This is a genomic window from Microbacterium terricola, assembly GCF_027943945.1.
Classification (GTDB): Bacteria; Actinomycetota; Actinomycetes; order Actinomycetales; family Microbacteriaceae; genus Microbacterium; species Microbacterium terricola.
The window spans coordinates 134,901-153,817 of record NZ_AP027141.1 but is presented as its reverse complement, the minus strand read 5'-3'; the positions used below and the strand labels follow the sequence as shown (position 1 = coordinate 153,817).

The following is an 18,917-nucleotide window of genomic DNA, read 5'->3' as shown; positions in this document are numbered from 1 at the left end:
GGTACGCTGGGCGCGTGTCCCCCCGATTCCGTCTGTCGACCCGCGAGCTCCTCGTGTGCGCCGCGATCGGGGTCGCCACGGGCCTTCTCGGCGGCATCGCCGGCGCCTCGACCACGTGGGTGCTCGCCGTCGCTCCGGTGGTCTACGGGCTCGTGCTGGGTGTGCATGTCCTGCCGGGCATCATCGCTCAGGAGACGCTGCGACTGCCGTTCGTGGCCATCACCACCCACGTGATCGCGGCCCTCGTCTCCAGCGCCGTCACCCTGGGCGCCTTCACCTGGCAGTTCCTCGGCACGGCGCTGCTCTTCGGCGGCATCCAGGAGGCCGTGGCCGCCGTCACGCGGTATCGCTCGTGGGCGGCGGGGCGCTACTTCATCTCCGGCGCGATCATCGGCCTGGTCGTCGCGGCAGCAGTGTACTTCGCTGCGCACCTGAAGACCTTCCCGCTCTGGGCCCAGATCGTGTACCTCGCGCTGTCGATGCTGGGCCCGCTCGCGTGGACGGCGGTCGCACTGTGGGTGGGTGCGGGCCTGCGTCGCGCGGGCGTCGCGCGGCCGCGCCTGCGGCGCTGATCTCGGCCGGGCGGGCATCTCCCGCGTTTCGCGGTCCGACGCGCGACGGGTAGGTTAGGTGTGCCTTAGTTCACTTGTCCGGAGAATCCCCATGGCCGCCATCGAGCGCGAACCGTCTGCTGCGCTCGCGGCGCCGGCCGCCGACCCGCTCGCACGCGCGACGGATCTGTCGATCACGCACGAGGGCGCGGTGGCGGCCGCCCCCTCCTCCCTCTCGTTTGACATCACGGCCGGCGAGGTCGTGCTGCTGCTCGGCCCCAGCGGCTCGGGCAAGTCGACGCTCACACTCGCCATGAACGGCCTCATCCCGCACGACCTGCCCGCCGACATCACCGGGTCGGTCCGGATCGACGGCCTCGACACCGCGACCACCTCGGTCGCGGAGCTCAGCACGCGGGTGGCGATGGTGTTCCAGGACCCCGACGCGCAGCTGGTCACGGGCACGCTCCTCGACGAGGTGGCCTTCGGCCCCGAGAACCTGCGCATGCCGGTGGACGAGGTGCTCGCCCGCGCCGAGTCCGCGCTGCGGCGGGTGGGGCTGTGGGACCGCCGTGCCGAGAACCCCGACCGTCTCTCCGGCGGCGGCCGCCAGCGGCTCGCGATCGCGTGCGCCCTCGCGATGGGCTCCCCGCTCCTCGTGCTCGACGAGCCGACGGCGAACCTCGACCCGCAGGGGATCGAGGAGGTCTATGCCGCGCTCGCCGACCTCATCGCGGCAGGCGACCACGCCATCCTGCTCGTCGAGCACAACCTCGACGCCGCGATCGGCTTCGTGGATCGCGTGATCGTCCTCGACCACGAGGGGCGGCTCGCCGCAGACGGGTCGGTCGACGCGGTGCTGCGGCAGCGCGCAGACGAGCTGCACGCGATCGGCGTGTGGCTGCCGGTGTCGACCCTGGCGGCCCTCCGGCTGCGTGCCGCGGGATACGCGCTCGACCCCCTCCCCCTGACTCCCGCCGAGCTGCACGCCGCCCTCGAGGCGGCCCCGGCCCCGGCCCCTGCCCCGGGTCCTGCCCCTGCCCCTGCCCCGGCCCCTGCCCCTGCCCCTGCCCCTGCCTCTGGTCGCGAGACAAGGAGAAGTGCGCACGAGGAGGACGGGGCGACAGCATCCGATCCTCCGCACGCTCCATCTCCTTATCTCGCGATGGTGGAGGGAGGGGATGCTGCGGCCACCCCTGCCGTCGGAGGCGCCGCGATCGCTCCGCTCATCGAGGTGCGAGGGCTGACCCTGCGGCGCGGGCGCGCCGAGGTGCTGCACGACATCGACCTCGACGTGCATCGCGGCGAGTTCGTCGCGGTGGTCGGCGCCAACGGGGCAGGCAAGACAAGCCTCATCCACGCGATCGCGGGCGTCGTCACTCCGCCGCGCGGCACCGTGCGCATCGACACGGGCTCTGGTCACGGAATCGATGTCGCCCGCGCCGATGCGCGCACCCTCACCGCTCGCATCGGGTTCGTCTTCCAGAATCCCGAGCACCAGTTCATCGCCCACACGGTGTTCGACGAGGTCGCGCACGGCCTGCGCCGCCGCCACCTGTCGGAGGACGAGGTGCGGGAGCGCACCACGGCCCTGCTCGAGCGCTTCGGTCTCGCCGACAAGGCAGGCAGCCACCCGTTCCTGCTCTCGGGCGGCCAGAAGCGCCGCCTGTCGGTCGGAACCGCCCTCGTGACCGGCGCACCGATCCTCGTGCTCGACGAGCCCACGTTCGGGCAGGACAGGGCGCGCGCCGACGAGCTGCTCGGGCTCCTGCGCGAACTGAACGACGACGGCACGACCATCGTCGTCGTGACGCACGACATGCAGCTCGTCACCGAGTACTCCGACCGCACCGTGGTGCTGTCGGACGGCCGCGTCGTCGCTGCCGGAGAGACCGCGGAGATCTTCGCCGACACCGCCCTCATCGAGCGCGCGGGGCTCCGGCTTCCGCCGCTGCGCCAGGCCCTGCAGGGTCTGGCCGGCCACCCCGACCTGGCCGGTATCGTCCGGCTCGCCGACCTGCCGGGCGGTGGTCGCGCGTGACGGCCATCCACGCACCCGCCACGACGTTCGACCCGTACGCGGCGCGCGGCGCGGCCTCGCCGGTCCGGTTCCTCTACCGGCTCAATCCCCTGGCCAAGCTCGGCGCGCCGCTGCCGGCGATGGTGCTCCTGATCTTCGTCAGGGATGCCGCCACCCCTGCGATCTTCCTGCTCGCCAGCTGCCTTCTCCTGCTCGTGGGCGTCTCGCTCACCCGGCGGGTCGCCGGCATCCTCCTCGCCCTCCCGGTCGGGATCCTGGCGATCGGCACCGGCTTCGCGGTCTGGACGGATGCGGCACTCGTGGATGACACCCCCGTCGTCCTCCAGCTCGGCGGGTGGACCCTCTACGCCGGAGCCGTGGCGATCGGCTTCGCGACCGCGCTGCGACTCGCCGCGATCCTCGCGCTCACGCTGATCGCGGGCCTGTCCACGACCGGCCCCGATCTCGTGCGCTCGACCGTCCAGCAGCTGCGCGTGCCATACCGCATCGGCTACACCGCGCTCGCGGCGTTCCGGTTCGTGCCGCGGTTCGGCCACGAGCTCGACGTCATCCGCCAGGCGCACCGCGTGCGCGGCGCTCACGGCGGCCGCGGCCCGTTCTCGGCGGTGGCCCGCTGGTCGGGGTACATCGTGCCGCTGCTGGCCGGTGCCATCCGTCACGCCGAGCGGGTCGCGCTCGCGATGGATGCGCGTGCGTTCGGCGCGTACCCCGATCGCACCGAGCGGCACCTCGTCCCGTGGCGCGTCCGCGACACGGTCTTCGCGGTCGCGTTCGTCGCCGCATCCGCCCTCGTCTTCTGGCTCACATTCCCGTGGGGAATCGCCTGACCCGTCCCCTCCGAAGGAGAACCCCGTGGCCCAGAACAGCCGCATGATCAAGCCAGAGACTCAGGGCCTGGTGCATCTCACCGTGCTGCGCACGGCGCAGATCTCGCCGCACTTCATGCGCGTGACGCTCGGCGGCGCGGAGGTCGAGCGGTTCCGCCCGATGGGCTGGGACCAGTGGTTCCGGATCTTCCTGCCGCTCGGCGGCGATGCGGGCCTCGAGCGGATCCCCGCGAAGGCGAACAAGATCTTCGGCTATCTCAAGTACCTGCGCATCCCGGAGGGCATGCGCCCGGTGATGCGGAACTACTCCGTGCGCGCCTACCGCGCCGCGTCGGGCGATCAGGGTGCCGAGATCGACGTGGACTTCGTCATCCACGGAACGGTCGAAGGGGGAGACGCCGGCCCGGCCTCGCGCTGGGCGCAGACCTGCCGGGCGGGCGAGAGCGTCGTCATCATCGACGAGGGGCTGATGTTCAACCCCGAGCGCGGCACCGATCAGGTGCTGCTCGTGACGGACGAGTCCGGCCTCCCGGCCGTCGCCAACGTGTGCGCGTCCCTGCCGGGGAACGCCCGGGGCATCGCGCTGGTCGAGGTTCCGTCGGCCGACGACATCCTCGAGTTCACGCATCCCGTGGGCATCGACGTGCGCTGGCTCGTCCGCGACCACGAAGCGAAGGCGGGCGCCCTCGCACTGGACGCGCTCGTCTCCCTCCGGGCGGACGAGCTGCCCGCCCAGCCGTTCCACGCGTTCATCGTCGGCGAGCAGTCGCTTCCCGCCGAGGCGCGTCGCCACCTCGCGAACGAGCGTGGCATCGACAAGAACCGGATCAGCTTCTCGGGCTACTGGCGCACCGGTGCGGCGTCGCCGACGCCGAAGTCGCAGATCGCGAACAGCGAGGCCCGCGCATGAACCGCATCGCCACGTCGTACCTCCTCACCTGCGCCGCGATCGGCGTGGCGGGAGGCGCGCTGCTCTGGGGCGCCACGGCCCTGTCGTCGGTGCTGTTCGCCGTCGTGCCGTTCTTCTCGGTCGCCCTCGCGGGTCTGTGGCTGCTGCCGGCGACGGTCGCTCTTCGGCTGCTCGAGCGCCCGCTGGCCGGCATCCTGGTCGGCGTGATCTCGGGGCTCATCGCGTTCCCGTCGCTCGCGGCCGCCGTCTGGTGGGCGTTCTTCGCCGAACTCGCGTTCCTCGTCGTGCTCTACCGGTCGTGGCGGACCTGGCAGTACTACGCGGGCGCCGTCTTCGTCGGCGTCCTCTATCCGATCCTGGCCGCGACCTCGTTCAACCTCTGGACCATGCCGGTCTGGGCGCAGATCGCCTTCTTCGCGCTCACGATCGTCGGCTGCATCTTCGGCGTCTGGCTCGGCATCGTCATCGCCGATCGCCTCCGCGCTGCCGGGGTGGCCCGCCTCGCCCGTCGCCGCGGGCTGGCGAGCCGGGGACTCGGACGCGGCGACGGGCCAGCCGGCCAGCACTGACCCGCTCCCTGGCTCGCTCGCCGAAACACCTGTTCTGGCGAGCACAGGGCCCCGCGCGCCCCCGCCGAAACACCTGTTCTGGCGAGCACAGGACGTTCCGGGGTCAAAACAGCCTGCCTCCGCCGGAACAGGTGTTCTGGCGGAGGCAGGCTGGCAGTGACCGAGGGCGAACGGCGACCTATCGCTTGCCGGCGATCTGGCGTCCGACGATCTCGCGCATGATCTCGTTCGTGCCGCCGTAGATGCGGTGCACACGCGCGTCGAGGAACGCACGCGCGATCGGGTACTCGGTGATGTAGCCGTAGCCGCCGTGCAGTTGCACGCAGGTGTCGAGGATCTCCCACTCGCGGTCGGTGGTCCAGAACTTCACCTTCGCGGCCTCTTCGGCGGTGAGCTTGCCGTCCTTGTACGCGAGCAGAGCCCGGTCGAGGTACGCCCACATCACGTCGACGGTCGTCGCGACGTCGGCGAGCTTGAAGCGGGTGTTCTGGAAGTCGATGACCCGCTCGCCGAACGCCTCACGGCTCTTGGTGTAGTCGACCGTCCAGGCGAGGGCGGCCTGCGACGCGGATGCGGCGGCGATGCCGATCGACAGACGCTCCAGCGGCAGGTTCATCATGAGCTGGATGAAGCCCTGACCCTCCTTGCCGCTGATGAGGTTCTCCTCGGGCACGAACACGTCGCTGAACGACAGCTCGGCGGTGTCGTGGCCGTGCGAGCCCATCTTGTGCAGCTTCTTGCCGTGGTCGAAGCCCTCCATGCCGTTCTCGAGGATGAGGAGGCTGAAGGCGTCGGGGCGGTTGCCCTCGCCGGTCTTGACGAAGGTCACCACGATGTCCGCGGTCTTGCCGCTGGAGATGAACGTCTTCGCCCCGTTGACGAGGTAGCCGCCGTCGACCTTCTTGGCGGTGGTCTTGATGCCGCGCAGGTCGCTGCCGGCACCCGGCTCGGTCATCGCGAGCGCCCCGAGGATCTCACCGGTGGCCATGCCGGGCAGCCACTTCTCCTTCTGCGCCTGCGTGCCCATGTGGACGATGTACGGCACGGCCAGGTCATCCTGGATGCCGAATGCGCCGGCGAGCGATCCCGCTCCTGCGCCGATGACCTCTTCGTTCACGATCGTGCGGAAGCGGTAGTCCTGCAGCATGCCGGCGCCGCCGAACTCCTCCGGGACGGACAGGCCGATCAGACCGGACTCGCCGGCGGCGAGCATCGTCTCGCGGTCGATCTCGCCGTCCGCGTCCCACTGCTCGCGCTTCTCATTCGTCGCGTAGCGCTTGATGAACTCCTTGACGACCTCGCGGAAAGCCTCGTGGTCCTCGTCGTAGATGTCGCGTTCCATCGCGGCTCCCTCTCCTCGTCGAGTGCAGATGTTGGGATTGCATCCCACGTCTTATGGTACTCAGTTTCAGGATGCGGGGCAGTGCTCAACCGAGATAGTCGGGGGCGGCCGGGAGCCCGAAGAACTCCTCGAGCGTGTGCCATCCACCCTCGTGGTACTCGGCGGCGAGGTCGGTGCCGATGTAGCGGAGATGCCACGGCTCCGGCAGATACCCGGTGATGCCGGTGCGATCGGCCTCGTAGCGCACGATCCAGCCGTATTCCCAGGCGTGCGCCGCGACCCACTCCCCCTGGGGCGTGCCCGCGAGGTCGTCGAGCGTTCCGCACCCGCCGTTGCACGCGACGACGTCGAGAGTCAGGCCGGACTGATGCTCGCTGTAGCCGGGTCGGGCGCTGACGAGGTCGGCGTGCTCCGCACCCCGGGCGGAGACCTGGCCGGCGTACGTTGCGGTCTGGGTGGCGAAAGAGCGGTAGCCGCTCTCCATCGCCAGCTCGCCCACGCTCCGCGCGGCCGTCACCATCGCGGTGAGGGCGGTGCCCGCATCCGCCCGCAGGAATCCGCCGGCGAGGTTGCGCACGCCGCTGACCGCGGTGAGATCGGCCGGCCGGTGGTCGAGCGGGTCGTAGGGACGTGTCTTGTTGACGACCAGCCAGATGCGCTCAGGGTCGCCCAGCGAGATGCAGTCGGCCTTGCCGCCGGCGACCGCGTCGCGGAACGCTGCGGCCCCGCCCGCGGCTTCGATCACTGCCGCATCGTCGCCTGCGTCGAGCGCGTCCCGCACACCCGGCTGCTCGCAGATGTCGGCCCCCGGCTCGGCCTGCCCTGACTGCGGAGCCGCCTCGATACGCGGCGCGGGCAGCACCCGCACCGTCGCCGGCTGGGCGAGATCCGGCCCCACCGGCGCAGCAGTCGAGGTGGTCCACGGAGTGAGCTGCAGGCCGGCCTCCACAGGTCCGCCGGTGAGTGCCATCGTGACGGCGGCCGAGCCGCCGACCAGCAGGATGCCGACGACCATCAGTCCGGCAGCGCGCGCGGCACGCACCCCGCGACGCATCCGCCGATGCCGCGGGGCGACGCTTCGTCGGGCCGACTCCGTCACCGGGCCATTCTCGCGCCGGGCGGGCGCCATGTCGCCCGGCTCGCCGCATCCGACCGCCGGTTTCGAATGAGGCAGCCATCATCTTGACTCATCCTCGTATCTTTGTTCTACTGTGTGTCATGAGGTGGCAGGGACAGCAGCTGGATGCGACGGATGCTGCCGCCCTGCCCGGCCTGGAGAGCTACGGCGGATTCGTGCGGTCGGTCACGACCCCTGAGTTCGCGGGGATGACCTTCCACGAGGTGATGGCCAAGAGTGCGCTCAACCATGTGCCCTCGGTCTCGGCGATGCCGTTCGACTGGACGGTGAACCCCTACCGAGGCTGCTCTCATGCGTGCTCGTACTGCCTGGCGCCCGACACTCTCGTCCTGAAGTCCGACGGGCGACAGGTGCCGATCTCGTCCCTCACCCCTGGCGACCAGATCATCGGAACACAGGAGAGCGGGGCGTACCGGCGCTATGTGCCGACGACGGTGAGGGCCGCCTGGCGAACACGCAAACGCGCGTACCGCGTCACGCTTGCCGACGGGACCGAACTCGTCGCGAGCGGTGACCACCGGTTCCTCACGGAGCGCGGCTGGAAGTACGTCATCGGCGCATCGGGCGGGGTTCCTCAGCGCCCCCACCTGACACTGAACAACCGGCTGCTCGGGTTCGGTGCCGGGAGTGCGGTCAGTGTCGCGTCCGAGACCACGGACTATCAGTCCGGCTACCTGTCGGGGATGATCCGCGGCGACAGGATGATCCTCCACAAGGCCTACGCCGACGGCCGTCGCACGCGACGGATCCACCGCTTCCGGCTCGCACTCGCAGACGAGGAGGCGCTCGACCGGACCCGTCAGTATCTGGCATCCTCCGGTGTCGTCACCCACACCCGCCCCTTCAGCGCTGCGACGCCGCATCGACGCGAGATGACCGCGATCCACACAGCGCGCGCCAGCGACGTCACCACGATCGAGGCGATCATCGCCGAACCGGTTGCCCGGACGACCGACTGGCACGCAGGATTCCTGGGCGGAATCTTCGACGCGGAAGGGTCCTGCTCCCGCGGCATCCTGCGCATCTCGAACAAGGACGAGGACATCATCAGACTCACCTGCGAGGCGCTCGACGCGTGCGGTGTCACGTATGTGGTCGAGCCCCCGCGTCCGAACGGCGTGCGGGCGATCCGCGTCACCGGCGGGCTCCCGGCGCGCCAGCGGGTCTTCACGTTCGGCGACCCGGCGATCACCCGGAAACGCCTGATCGCGGGCACCGCCGTCAAGACGGCGGTCGACCTCCGTATCGTCACGATCGAGGATCTCGGCGTCGAGATCGACATGGTCGACATCACAACCGGTACGGGCGACTTCATCGCGAACGGGGTGATCAGCCACAACTGCTTCGCCCGCGGCACGCACGAGTACCTCGAGCTCGACGCGGGGCACGACTTCGACTCGCAGATCGTCGTGAAGGTCAACGTCGCAGACGTGCTGCGGCGCGAACTCGCCAAGCCGGCGTGGCGCAGGGAGACCGTCGCGCTCGGCACGAACACCGACCCCTACCAGCGCGCGGAGGGCCGTTATCGGCTCATGCCGGAGATCATCGGCGCACTCACCGACTCGGGCACGCCGTTCTCGCTGCTGACGAAGGGCACTCTGCTGCGGCGCGATCTGCCGCTGCTGCAGGAGGCGTCAGCATCCGTCGAGGTGTCGCTCGCGATGTCGATCGCGGTCTTCGATGACACCCTGCAGAAGCTCGTGGAGCCGGGCACGCCGAGCGCGGCGGCACGACTCGAGACGGTGCGGGCCGCCACGGCGGCGGGGTTCCGCGTGACGGTCTTCCTGATGCCGATCCTGCCGCACCTGACCGATTCGATCGCGGCGCTCGACCACGCACTGTCACGGATCAAGGATGCCGGCGCCGCACGCGTCGTGTTCGGCGCCCTGCATCTGCGCCCGGGAGCGAAGCAGTGGTTCCTGCAGTGGCTCGAGCGAGAGCATCCCGAACTGGTGTCGAGCTACCGCGGCCTGTACCCCGGCGTCACCGCGACCGCACCCAAGGCGTACCGGGTGTGGCTCGCGAAGCGGGTGCGACCGCTGCTGCGGGTCTACCGCCTCAACGGCGAGGCGGAGGACGACGCTCCCCCACGCGCGACGGCAGCGGGGGCCGCGGCGCGCGCGGCCGTCGTCACGACCACGAGGGGGCGGCGCGCGGGTGTCGCCTTCGCGGCCGATCCGGGCCGACTGTTCTGACGCGGCGCCCTGACGGGTTCCGCCGGCGACCGATCTCGGCCACCATGACGGGATGGCGAAGATCATGCTCGCGGCGATGCCCTTCACCGGCCACGTGACACCGCTGCTCGCGGTCGCGCAGGGCCTCGTCGCCCGCGGGCACGACGTGCGGTTCTACACCGGCGGGGCATTCCGCACCCGGGTGGAGGCCACCGGCGCCCGATTCGTCGGCTGGCGCGCTGCGCCGGACTTCGACGAGGGCGACCTGGCGGCGACGTTCCCGCGACTGGTCGGCAAGCGAGGACTCGGCCAGGTCTTCATCAACATCCAGGACTGCATGATCGGCACGGCGCCTGCGCAGGTCGACGACCTCGCCGCCGCGTGGGAGGACGAACCCTGGGACGTCATCGCCGGAGACGAGCTGTCGATCGGCACCGCCTTCTTCGCAGAGCGCAGCGGCTGCCCGTGGGCCACCGTCGCGGTGCTGCCGCTCCATCTCCCCGGCCCGCAGGGGCCGCCGGGTGGGATGGGCCTCGCCCCTGGTCGCAATCCGGTCACGCGGGCGCGCGACGCGATGCTGCGCGCGGCGATGCCGCTCCTGTCGCGGCCGCTGATGAAACCGCTGGTCCGCGCGCGCGAGTCCGCAGGACTGCCCTCGGCCACCCGGTCGTTCGATGCCGCGATCCTCTCGCCGCAGCTCGTCGTCGCGAGCGGCGCGCCCCTGCTCGACTTCGCGCGCAGCGACCGGCCCGCGCACCTGCAGTTCGTGGGCGAGCTGCACGCCCGCATCACCGCAGAGGACGACCTGCCGCCCTGGTGGGACGACCTCGACGATCGCACGGTGGTCCATGTGACCCAGGGCACGCTGAACACCACCCCGTCCGACCTGATCCGACCTGCCCTCGAGGCGCTCGCGCACCGTGATCTGCTCGTCGTCGTGTCGACGGGTGCTCGCGGGCGCGACGAGCTGCCGTTCCCCGTGCCGGCGAATGCCAGGGTCGCGGGCTTCCTGCCCTACGCGGCCCTGCTGCCGCGGGTGGACCTGATGATCAGCAACGGCGGCTGGGGCGGCACACTCGCGGCGCTGGCCCACAGCATCCCGCTCGTCATCGCCGGCGGCGATCTCGACAAGCCGGAGATCGCCGCGCGGGTGGCCTGGGCGGGCGCGGGGGTCAATCTGCGCACCGGAACACCGACCGTCGCCAAGATCGCAGCGGGGTTCGACCGCGTCACGGACGGAGCCGGGTACCGTGAATCGGCCGCGCGCGTGGGCGCTCAGCTGAGATCGCTGGGCGGCGCCACGCGCGCGGCCGAACTCGTCGAGACGCTCCTGTGAGCGCCTCTCGGACTACTGGGGCTGACGGATCGCCTCGATGAGGTCGTCGCCGGGGCGGACGTCCTCGAAGGGTGCGTCGATCTCCGCGCGCTCGAGCATCTCGGTCATCCGGCGGCGCCGCTGACGGGTGATGAGCGTCACGACGCGACCACTGGCGCCCGCACGGCCCGTGCGGCCGGAGCGGTGCAGGTACGTCTTGTACTCGTCCGGCGCGTCGGCCTGGATCACCAGGTCGATGTCGTCGACGTGGATGCCGCGGGCGGCGACGTCCGTGGCCACGAGAACGCTGACGCGGCCCGAGGTGAGGCGCTCCAGGTTGCGCGTGCGCTTGGCCTGGTTGAGGTCGCCGTGCAGCGCGACCGCGTTGATCCCGACGTCGTCGAACTGCTCGGCGAGCATCTCGGCGTAGGCGCGGGTGCGGGCGAAGACGAGGGTCTTGCCGTCGCGGTCGACGAGCGAGTCGAGGATCTCGGCCTTGTCGCGGTGGTCGATCACGAGCACCCGGTGCTCGATCGTGCTGGAGGCCTGGTCCTCACCGGCGACCTCGTGCACGGCCGGCTCGACGAGGAACTCGTCGACGAGCGCCGACACCTCGCGGTCGAGCGTCGCCGAGAAGAGCAGCTTCTGCGAGCCCTCCGCGGTGAAGCGCAGGATGCGCTGCACGGGCTCGAGGAACCCGAGCTCGCACATGTGGTCGGCCTCGTCGAGCACCGCGATCTGCACGCCCGAGAGGTCGAGCTTGCCCTGGTTCACGAGGTCCTCGATGCGGCCGGGCGTGCCGATGATGATGTCGACGCCCTTCTTCAGCGCACCGACCTGACGACCCTGGGGGACGCCACCGTAGATCTGCGTGGTGAACAGGCCGACGCTGCGGGCGATCGGCTGGATCGTGCGGTCGATCTGCAACGCGAGCTCTCGCGTCGGCGCGAGGATGAGCGCCTTGGGGGCACGGCCGAACTCGCGACGCTGACCGGCCTGCGAGCGCAGCACGCTCTCGACGAGCGGGGCACCGAACGCGATGGTCTTGCCGGAGCCGGTGCGCCCGCGGGCGAGCACGTCGCGGCCCGCGAGGATCTCGGGGATCGTGGCGGCCTGGATCGGGAAGGGGGATGCTGCGCCCAGCTCGTTCAGGACGCGGACGATGTTGTCGCCGAGACCCAGATCGCCGAAGCCGACGCCCTGGACGTCGGTCGCCTGGATGGCCTCGGCCTGCAGGCGCTCGTGCACGACGTCGACGTGCTGCTCGTGCGCGGCCGAGCGCTTCGGAGCCGTGTTCCAGTCAGAGCGCGTCGGACGGTCGTTGCCGCGGGGGGCACGGTCGTTGAACGAGCGGGCCGGACGGTCGCTGCCGTACTCGCGGCGCGGAGCGCGGTCGTTGTCGCGACGCGGACGGTCATCGAACGAACGGGCCGGACGGTCATTGTCGCGACGCGGACGGTCATCGAACGAACGGGCCGGACGGTCGTTGGACGGACGCGCCGGACGGTCGCTGCCGTACTCACGGCGCGGACGGTCATCGAACGAACGGGACGGACGGTCGTTGCCGTACTCGCGGCGCGGAGCGCGGTCGTTGTCGCGACGCGGACGGTCGTCGAACGAACGGGCCGGACGGTCGTTGCCGTACTCGCGACGGGGACGATCGTCGAACGACCGCGCCGGACGGTCGTTGCCGTACTCACGACGCGGTCGGTCTGCATCGCGACCGAACTGCGGGGATCCGTCTCGACCCGCCGGGCGGCGGTCGTTCGAGCGCGGCGCGCCGCCTGAGCGGCCCGCGGCTGTGCCGCGGTCGTCGCGGCGGGGACGGTCATCGTACGAACGCGCGGGACGGTCATCGCGAGCCGGACGGTCACCGTACGAACGAGCGGGCCGGTCGCTGTACGAACGCGCGGGACGGTCATCACGAGCCGGCCGGTCAGCGTACGAACGGGTGCCGCGCTCGTCGCGGCTGTGCGTGCGGATGGTGCGGGCCTCGTCGCGACCGGCGCGCTCCTGCGCGGTCCAGCGACGCTTGGGCGCAGCATCCGTCGTCTCCTCGGCACGGAAGCCGCGGTGCTTGGGGCTCTTGCTGCCTGCCTTGGCCGGTCCGGCCTGGCGGAAGCGATCGGTGCCGGCCTTCTTGGCGTAGCGGGGCTCGAAGTTCTGGGCGCGGCCTGCGGCCGGCTTCTTGCTCTTGGGCATGGTGGTGTCCTTCTGGGTTGTCTCGTGCGAGAACAGCACTCCTCAGAACGCGCGCGTGCGCGGCCGCTCTTGCGGCACGGAGTAACCCGGACTGTCGTCGGCCGGGGGCCATTCAGATGATGGTCGTCGGAGCGGATTCGCTCCCACCATCGGCCCCTTGGACTCACAAACCCATCCGTGCAGCATGCACGGTGTCCAGAGCCGACCGATCAAGCCTAGCGGACGCGCCTGTGAAGTCGCCCGACCACCCGATCTGAGACGATGACCGCACCGGCGACACTGACAGAGCGAGGAGCACCCATGCGTCGAGGCATCGCCGTGACCGCCGCCATCATCATGGCGGGCGGGATGCTGGTCGCCTGCGCGACCGCGCGCCCCATGCCCGAACCGCCAGGTGCCCTGCCCGCGCCCACCGAGACCGTCACGGCGGGCGCCGAGTACGGAACGGGGATGAGCGGCCCTGGGCCGTTCGTGATCCGGTACGACGGGACTGAGCTGCACCTCGCCCCGGTCACGTACTGCTACGGCAACGCGTGTGTGGACGGCGTCGACGAGGATCCGCCGTCGGTGGGCTCTCCCGACGAGCTGCTCGTGTTCGTCCCGGTCGCCGGGTTCGACTCGCTGCACGTCGGACAGGTCGAAGGCGATGACTACTGCACGGGCCGCTCGGTGGAGGCCGAGGTCGTCGATCTCGGCGATGGCTGGTGGTCGGTGCGGCCGCGTGGCGAGGCCGCCGACTACCGCGTCGACCTGTTCGCCGGGGGCGAGGGTTCGGGTGACATGGCGGCGACTCTGCGGTGGTCCACTCCGGCGGACGCGCCGCTCCCCGAACCCGTCGCGAGTCTCGCGCTCATCGCCGACCATGACGGCGAGCCCGACTCGTACGGCCTCGAATTGACCGTCGGCAACCTGGCAGCGCCTCCCGAGGAGTACGCGGCGACGATCACCGTGACGGCCGCGAACGGCGCGTCGACGACGATCGAGGCCGAGCCGGTGACCGACTGCCTGCCGCCGGGATCCCTGTCCTTCGACGGGCCGGACGACGAGGCGCTGGCCGCATCACGGCTCGGCGACTTCCCCTTCACGTACGAGGTCACCCTGACCCTGGACGGCGAGACGCACCACGCGTTGGCGGTGTTCCCCGACGACGTCGACGTGGAGCACGGCGTCGCCGTGCCGCTGGAGTTCGCCCCGGCGCTGCCCTGACGGCCGTGCGGCTGCTGCCGCCCGGCGTCAGGAGTCGCGGTGCTCGTCGTCGCGGTGCTCGTCGTCGCGGTGCTCGTCGTGCTCGGCGGCCTCCTCGTCGGCCTCCCCGTGCTCGTCGGCCCCGGCGATCTCCTCGTCTGAAGCTTCCTCCTCCGAGGGCTCCTCGCCTGAAGCCTCCTCATCCGAGGGCTCCTCAACCGCAGGCTCGGCGTCGCCGGCCGGCTCGTCGACGGCAGACTCAGCGTCCACAGGCGCCGGAACAGAATCGGAGACCTCGACGTCGGGTCCCTCCTCGATCGGCGCCTCAAGCTCCGCGGATTCGTCGACCGCAGGCTCCTCGATCGGCGGCTCCAGCTCCGTCGGCTCCTCGACCGCAGACTCGTCGACCTCGGACTCCTCGACCGCAGGCTCCTCGACCTCGGACTCCTCGACCGGAGACTCAGCGTCCACCGGCGCCGGAGCGGAATCGGAGACCTCGATGTCGGGTCCCTCGTCGATCGCCGGCGTCTCGACGTCCGTCACGCCGGAAGCGGCATCCGCCTCGGCCTGCTCGCGCAGGCGACGCTCACGTCGCGACTCGAACACCTCGGCCGCCTCCGCGGCCCCCGCCGCACCGGCGAGGGCGAGCGCGGGCTCCCCGACGCCACCGGCCTTGGCGGCACGGCGGGCCGCGCGACGCTCCTTGGCGCCCTCGACGAGGTTGTAGAGGGTCGGCAGCACGAGCAGCGTCAGGAAGGTCGACGAGATCAGACCGCCGATCACGACGATCGCGAGCGGCTGCGAGATGAATCCGCCGTGACCGGTGATGCCCAGCGCCATGGGCGTGAGCGCGAAGATCGTGGCCAGCGCCGTCATGAGGATCGGGCGGAGACGTCGCGACCCGCCGGCGATCGTGGCGTCGTGCGCTGTGAGGCCCTTCTCGCGGTACTGGTTGACCAGGTCGACGAGGACGATGGCGTTCGTCACCACGATGCCGATGAGCATCAGCACGCCGATCAGCGACGCGACGCCCAGGGGAACCCCGGTGGCGATCTGCAGCAGGATGGCTCCGGTCGCCGCGAACGGCACCGAGACGAGCAGCAGCAGCGGCTGGCGCAGCGACTTGAAGGTCGCGACCATCACGATGTAGACGATCAGGATCGCCGCGAGCATCGCGAGCCCGAGCTGGGAGAACGCGTCACCCTGCTGGGTGACCACGCCGCCGAGCTCTGCATCTGCCGCGTCGGGGAGATCCACGTCCTCGAGCGCGGTCGTGACCGAAGCCGACGCGGTGGCGAGGTCGTCACCGGAGGGCGTCACCGTCACGGTCGCTGTGCGCTGTCCGCGCTGCGTCGAGATCGAGGTGGGGCCGTTGCTCTCCTCGATGGTGGCGACGTCCTGGAGCTCGACCGGCCCGGTGGCGGTCGGCACGGTGAGCTCCTTGAGCTCGTCGATCGTCGCCGGCGTCTGCGATGCGGCGAGGTAGACCGTCAGCGTGGTGTCGTCGATCTCGACCGTGCCGATCGACTGCGGCTGCATCGTCTGGGAGACGAGGGCGCCGACGGCGACCTCCGACAGCCCGAGCTCGGCGGCGTCCTCGCGGTCGACGACCACGGCGATGTAGGGAAGCGAGGCCGAGAGGTTGCTGCTTACCTGGCTGACCCCGTCGATGCCGTCCATCGCGTCGACGACGGCGTCCGACGCGTCCTGCAGCGTCGACTGGTCGGGTGCCGTCACGTCGATCTCGATGTCGCTCGAGCCGAACCCGCCGCCACCGCCGGCCACGGTGATCGTGCCGGCGTCGTCGAGGTCCGCCATCGCCTGGGTGACCTCTTCGCGCAGCGCGACCTGGTCGGCGTCGGCGTCGGTCGTGATCGAGTACGTGATGCCGCCACCGCCGCCGGTGAAGGCATCGCGGATCGCGGAACCGCTCGAGCCGATCGAGACCTGCACGGTCTCGATGCCGTCGATGCCGTCGAGCACGTCCTCGACCTCGGCGGCCGCAGCATCCTGCGCGTCGAGGCTCGCCGCGGGGCCGATGTCCTGCGTCATGGTGAAGGTGTTCTGACCCGAGTCGCCGAGGAAGTTGGTCTTCATGAACGGCGCGGCGGCGACCGTGCCGGCCAGCACGAGCACGGCCAGCAGCAGGGTGACCCACGAGTGCCGCAGCGTCCAGCGCAGGATCGGCAGGTATCCCTTCTGCAGGCGCGACGGCGGCGCCTCGGGCGCCTCGGGGTCGACCTGCTTGCCGTCGGCGTCGAGCAGCGGCTTGCCGGGGCGGAGGAACCAGTAGGCGAGCACCGGGACGATCGTCAGTGCGACGAACAGCGACGCCGCCATCGCGATGGTGACGGTCATCGCGAACGGCCGGAACAGCTCGCCGGTCAGGTCGCCGACGAACGCGATCGGCAGGAACACCGCGACCGTCGTGATCGTCGACGCCGTGATGGCGGAGGCCACCTCGCGCACGGCCAGCTTGATCGCGGTCATCTTGTCGGCGTCGCCGACGTAGTGCCGCTTGATGTTCTCGATCACGACGATCGAGTCGTCGACGACGCGGCCGATCGCGATGGTGAGGGCGCCGAGCGTCAGGATGTTGAGCGAGTAGCCGAATGCCTGGATGCCGATGAAGGTGATCAGCACGCTGGTCGGGATCGAGATCGCGGTGACGAGCGTCGAGCGGACCGACCAGAGGAAGAGCAGGATGACGAGCACCGCGAAGGCCAGGCCGAGCAGGCCCTCCTGTGCGAGCGCCTCGATCGACTGCTGGATGTAGGGCGCCTGGTCGAAGATGACCGTGAACTCCGCGTCGCCGCCGAGGTCGTCCTCGAGCTCCGGCAGCACGTCGAGCACGCCCTGCGAGACGTCGACGGTGTTGGCGGCAGGCAGCTTCGTGACGGCGATCGTCAGGGCGGGCTCGCCGTTCACCCGCGAGATCGAGGTGACCGGATCCTGCGCGATCTCGACCTCTGCGACATCCGAGATCGTCACGGCGCCCGCGGCGAACTGCGCGGCGTCGGAGGGGACGAGCGGGAGCGCCGCGATCTCGTCGACCGACGTGATCTTCGCGCCCGTCTGCACGGTGAGGCTCTCGTCGCCCTCGGTGATCTCGCCGCCGGGGAACAGCACGCCGTTCTGATCGAGCGCGTCGGTGATCGCCTGCTGGGTGTAGCCGGCCTCGGCGAGCTCATCCTGATCGGGCGTGATCGTGACCCGCTGGCCCACGCCGCCGACGATCTGCGCCGCGTTCACGCCGTCGACATCCTCGAGATCGGGGATGACGGTGGACTCCAGCGTCGCCTGCACCGCCTCGGCGTCGTCATAGCCGGTGACGGCGATCTGGATGACGGGAAGGTCGTCGATGCTCACCGAGATGACGTTCGGCTCGACGCTGTCGGGCAGCTGGCTCTTGATCCGGTTGATCGCCTGCGTCATCTTCTGCTCGGCGGTCGCGAGATCGGTGCCGTAGGTGAAGGAGGCCTGCACGACCGACGCGTTGGTCGTGCTCGTCGCACTGGTCGACTCGAGCCCGGGGACTCCCTGGATCGCGGTCTCGATCGGCGTGGACACGTCGTTGGCGACGACCTCCGGCGAGGCGCCGGGGTAGGTCGTCACGACCGACAGCTGCGGGAACTCGATCGACGGGATCAGCTCCTGCTTGAGGCTCGTCAGCGCGATTCCGCCGAAGACGGCGGCGACGATCGTGATCAGCGCGATGAGCGCGCGATTCTTCAGGCTCAGAACGGCGAGATTCGACACGGGTGCCTTTGCGAGAAGGGGAGGCCGGAGACGGATGCCGCGGCGCGCCGATACGCGGATGTATCGGGGCTTCAGTATCCCATGCCGGTCACCGCCGCCAGCCCGAGCCCGCCGAGGATGCCGAGCCCCGCGGCGGTGACCGAGAGCAGAGCGGTGCCGAGCAGGTTCGCCCAGGCGAGCCGGGCCCGTCCGCGCCGCGCGAGCAGGACCGTATCGACCGAGACGGCGCTGAAGGTGGTGAACCCGCCGAGGAGCCCGGCGCCGAGCACGATCGTCCATGCGCCGAGGGTGTCGGCGCCGATTCCGGTGAGCAGCCCCAGCAGGAACGACCCCGTCACGTTCACCACGAGGATGCCCCACGGGAACGGCCCGGACCGCCGCCGCATCACCCACGCATCCAGCAGGGCGCGCGCGCCGGCTCCCAGACCCCCGGCGACCACCAGTCCCGCGAACGTCCAGCCCGTCACGTCGTCGGCTCCGCGACATCGCCGGGTCGGGCGCCGGACAGCCGGTCGCCGATCCAGAGCCCGGCGGCGGCCGCCGCCGCCCCGCCGGCGAGCGAGCACGCGACGAGCAGGAGGGCCCACAGCATCCAGGGCTCGTATCCGTCGAGGGTGACGGCGCTGCCTACCGCCACGGTGTGCACGGCGAACGCGCTGTAGGTGGTGAAGCCGCCGAGCACGCCGGTGCCGAGGAAGGCCCGCGTGAGGGGACGGCGGTCGCCCAGCCAGCCGACCACGATCCCGAGCAGGCCGGACCCGGCCACGTTGATCGCCAGAGTGGCGAGCACCACCGACGCGAGGTCGCCCGGCCAGGGGGTCAGCGCGGCCCGCAGCGCGACCCCCAGCATCCCGCCCAGCACGACGACGCCGAGCACGGCGGGGCGGATCAGGGGGCGCACGCC

Annotated in this window: 14 protein-coding genes; 8 read left to right on the top strand and 6 right to left on the bottom strand. The window is 70.8% G+C overall.

Annotation, left to right across the window (positions count from 1 at the left end; all coding sequences use genetic code 11):
• Positions 1 to 14: 14 nt before the first annotated feature.
• From Microterr_RS00735 to Microterr_RS00715, 5 genes are all read left to right on the top strand, one after another.
• Complete coding sequence (locus Microterr_RS00735) at positions 15 to 572, top strand: ECF transporter S component (RefSeq protein WP_263796712.1); 558 nt, start codon at positions 15 to 17, stop codon at positions 570 to 572.
• Between the two features lie 91 nt (positions 573 to 663).
• Complete coding sequence (locus tag Microterr_RS00730; RefSeq protein ID WP_263796713.1) at positions 664 to 2,592, top strand: ABC transporter ATP-binding protein; 1,929 nt, start codon at positions 664 to 666, stop codon at positions 2,590 to 2,592.
• A gap of 5 nt (positions 2,593 to 2,597) precedes the next feature.
• Positions 2,598 to 3,419, top strand: coding sequence for an energy-coupling factor transporter transmembrane component T family protein (locus Microterr_RS00725; protein ID WP_404810208.1), 822 nt, complete (start codon positions 2,598 to 2,600; stop codon positions 3,417 to 3,419).
• 25 nt (positions 3,420 to 3,444) lie between these two features.
• Complete coding sequence (locus Microterr_RS00720; protein WP_263796716.1) at positions 3,445 to 4,329, top strand: siderophore-interacting protein; 885 nt, start codon at positions 3,445 to 3,447, stop codon at positions 4,327 to 4,329.
• A complete protein-coding gene (locus tag Microterr_RS00715) occupies positions 4,326 to 4,898 on the top strand; it encodes an ECF transporter S component (protein WP_263796718.1) in 573 nt (190 codons plus the stop codon). Before Microterr_RS00720 ends, Microterr_RS00715 begins: the two co-directional genes overlap by 4 nt.
• A 178-nt stretch (positions 4,899 to 5,076) precedes the next feature.
• Here the strand turns inward: Microterr_RS00715 and Microterr_RS00710 are convergent, their stop codons facing one another.
• A complete protein-coding gene (locus Microterr_RS00710) occupies positions 5,077 to 6,240 on the bottom strand; it encodes an acyl-CoA dehydrogenase family protein (protein ID WP_263796719.1) in 1,164 nt (387 codons plus the stop codon).
• 85 nt (positions 6,241 to 6,325) lie between these two features.
• Positions 6,326 to 7,339, bottom strand: a complete 1,014-nt coding sequence (locus Microterr_RS00705) for a M15 family metallopeptidase (protein WP_263796721.1) — start codon at positions 7,337 to 7,339, stop codon at positions 6,326 to 6,328.
• 119 nt (positions 7,340 to 7,458) lie between these two features.
• On the opposite strand from Microterr_RS00705, the gene Microterr_RS00700 reads away from it, so the two are divergent.
• Positions 7,459 to 9,573 (top strand): intein-containing Rv2578c family radical SAM protein, encoded by a 2,115-nt coding sequence (locus Microterr_RS00700; protein WP_263796722.1) that lies wholly within the window; start codon positions 7,459 to 7,461, stop codon positions 9,571 to 9,573.
• 52 nt (positions 9,574 to 9,625) lie between these two features.
• Positions 9,626 to 10,888: a glycosyltransferase gene (locus Microterr_RS00695; protein WP_263796723.1), complete on the top strand. Its 1,263-nt coding sequence runs from the start codon at positions 9,626 to 9,628 to the stop codon at positions 10,886 to 10,888.
• A 12-nt stretch (positions 10,889 to 10,900) separates the two neighbouring features.
• Here Microterr_RS00695 and Microterr_RS00690 read toward each other — a convergent pair whose 3' ends face one another.
• Complete coding sequence (locus Microterr_RS00690) at positions 10,901 to 13,069, bottom strand: DEAD/DEAH box helicase (RefSeq protein WP_263796724.1); 2,169 nt, start codon at positions 13,067 to 13,069, stop codon at positions 10,901 to 10,903.
• A 300-nt stretch (positions 13,070 to 13,369) separates the two neighbouring features.
• On the opposite strand from Microterr_RS00690, the gene Microterr_RS00685 reads away from it, so the two are divergent.
• Positions 13,370 to 14,275 carry a hypothetical protein gene (locus Microterr_RS00685; RefSeq protein WP_263796725.1) on the top strand — a complete coding sequence of 302 codons (906 nt, stop codon included), beginning with the start codon at positions 13,370 to 13,372 and terminating at the stop codon, positions 14,273 to 14,275.
• Between the two features lie 27 nt (positions 14,276 to 14,302).
• Here Microterr_RS00685 and Microterr_RS00680 read toward each other — a convergent pair whose 3' ends face one another.
• From Microterr_RS00680 to Microterr_RS00670, 3 genes are all read right to left on the bottom strand, one after another.
• Positions 14,303 to 18,013, bottom strand: coding sequence for an efflux RND transporter permease subunit (locus Microterr_RS00680; RefSeq protein ID WP_425560933.1), 3,711 nt, complete (start codon positions 18,011 to 18,013; stop codon positions 14,303 to 14,305).
• A 71-nt stretch (positions 18,014 to 18,084) separates the two neighbouring features.
• Positions 18,085 to 18,480 carry a fluoride efflux transporter FluC gene (locus tag Microterr_RS00675; protein ID WP_263796726.1) on the bottom strand — a complete coding sequence of 132 codons (396 nt, stop codon included), beginning with the start codon at positions 18,478 to 18,480 and terminating at the stop codon, positions 18,085 to 18,087.
• Positions 18,477 to 18,914: a fluoride efflux transporter FluC gene (locus Microterr_RS00670; protein ID WP_263796727.1), complete on the bottom strand. Its 438-nt coding sequence runs from the start codon at positions 18,912 to 18,914 to the stop codon at positions 18,477 to 18,479. The genes Microterr_RS00675 and Microterr_RS00670 overlap by 4 nt, the downstream gene beginning before the upstream one ends.
• Positions 18,915 to 18,917: the final 3 nt, after the last annotated feature.

What these genes read in the sequence shown, in the direction of transcription:
- Microterr_RS00710 (WP_263796719.1), bottom strand. Translation starts at nt 6,240, where the DNA reads ATGGAACGCGACATCTACGACGAGGACCACGAGGCTTTCCGCGAGGTC.
- Microterr_RS00730 (WP_263796713.1), top strand. Translation starts at nt 664, where the DNA reads ATGGCCGCCATCGAGCGCGAACCGTCTGCTGCGCTCGCGGCGCCGGCC.
- Microterr_RS00700 (WP_263796722.1), top strand. Translation starts at nt 7,459, where the DNA reads ATGAGGTGGCAGGGACAGCAGCTGGATGCGACGGATGCTGCCGCCCTG.
- Microterr_RS00685 (WP_263796725.1), top strand. Translation starts at nt 13,370, where the DNA reads ATGCGTCGAGGCATCGCCGTGACCGCCGCCATCATCATGGCGGGCGGG.
- Microterr_RS00715 (WP_263796718.1), top strand. Translation starts at nt 4,326, where the DNA reads ATGAACCGCATCGCCACGTCGTACCTCCTCACCTGCGCCGCGATCGGC.
- Microterr_RS00690 (WP_263796724.1), bottom strand. Translation starts at nt 13,069, where the DNA reads ATGCCCAAGAGCAAGAAGCCGGCCGCAGGCCGCGCCCAGAACTTCGAG.
- Microterr_RS00695 (WP_263796723.1), top strand. Translation starts at nt 9,626, where the DNA reads ATGGCGAAGATCATGCTCGCGGCGATGCCCTTCACCGGCCACGTGACA.